The sequence below is a fragment of the Candidatus Symbiopectobacterium sp. NZEC135 genome (assembly GCF_025962695.1).
This window is the reverse complement of the sequence record NZ_JAGFPF010000968.1, coordinates 1-808: the sequence shown is the minus strand read 5'-3', so window position 1 is coordinate 808 and position 808 is coordinate 1. Positions and strand designations below refer to the sequence as shown.

Annotated in this window: 2 protein-coding genes; both read left to right on the top strand. The window is 58.3% G+C overall.

Annotation, left to right across the window (positions count from 1 at the left end):
* The coding region (locus J5224_RS31805; RefSeq protein WP_264628960.1) for a tripartite tricarboxylate transporter substrate-binding protein at window positions 1–553 on the top strand (553 nt) is incomplete at its 5' end.
* On the top strand, window positions 544–808 hold a 265-nt coding region (locus J5224_RS31800; protein ID WP_264628959.1), incomplete at its 3' end, for a hypothetical protein. The genes J5224_RS31805 and J5224_RS31800, both read left to right, overlap by 10 nt.

The window sequence follows — 808 nt, the reverse complement described above, 5'->3', positions numbered from 1 at the left end:
GTTGAGCCAGCTTATCAGCGCGGCACAACACGCGCCGGAAAAACTGGTGATAGGCACGTCCGGCGCATCAGGCTCTTCGGAGCACATTGCGATCCTTAACCTCAATCGCCTGACCGGAGTCACGTTTACCCCCGCATTTTTCGGCAGCACGGCGCCGGTACGTCAGGCGATTCTGGGTGGACACGTTCCCGCCGCAACCATGAACCTGAGCGAAGCTTTGCAACTGGCCCGCGACGGTCAAATCCGCGTGCTGGGTCTGATGGCAGATAAACGTGCTGATTATCTGCCTAACGCGCCCACCTTTCGTGAGCAAAATATCGATCTGATTGCCGGTGCTTCGCGCGGTATTGCCGCGCCGAAAGGCACGCCGCCAGAGGTTGTCAAAGCGCTGGAGAAAGCGCTGGCGGGCGTGATCGCCGATCCCGACTATCTCGCGGCAGCGCAAAAAGCAGAGATCCCGCTTAACTATCTGAATGCGGCGGAATATCGCACGCTTATCGACCGTATCAGTGCCGATCTCTCCGACACCTGGAAGGTGACACCATGGCGTTAAGTGCTTCACTAACCCATCGGCGGGCGGATGTGGTGTTTGCGACCGTATTGATTCTGGCCGCAGGCACGCTTTATCGGGAAGCGGGCCATTTCAGTGGCACCGGCGCTGCATTTCCACGCGTGTTAACCGTACTGCTGGCGCTGTGTGCGCTGGCCGTCATCGTGCGTGAAATCAAGTTTCCGGCAGGCGATGAACGCCCTCTGTTCGCGCAACCAGTCCGCGTGGTGATGGGCTTTTTGCTGATGTTTGCTTATA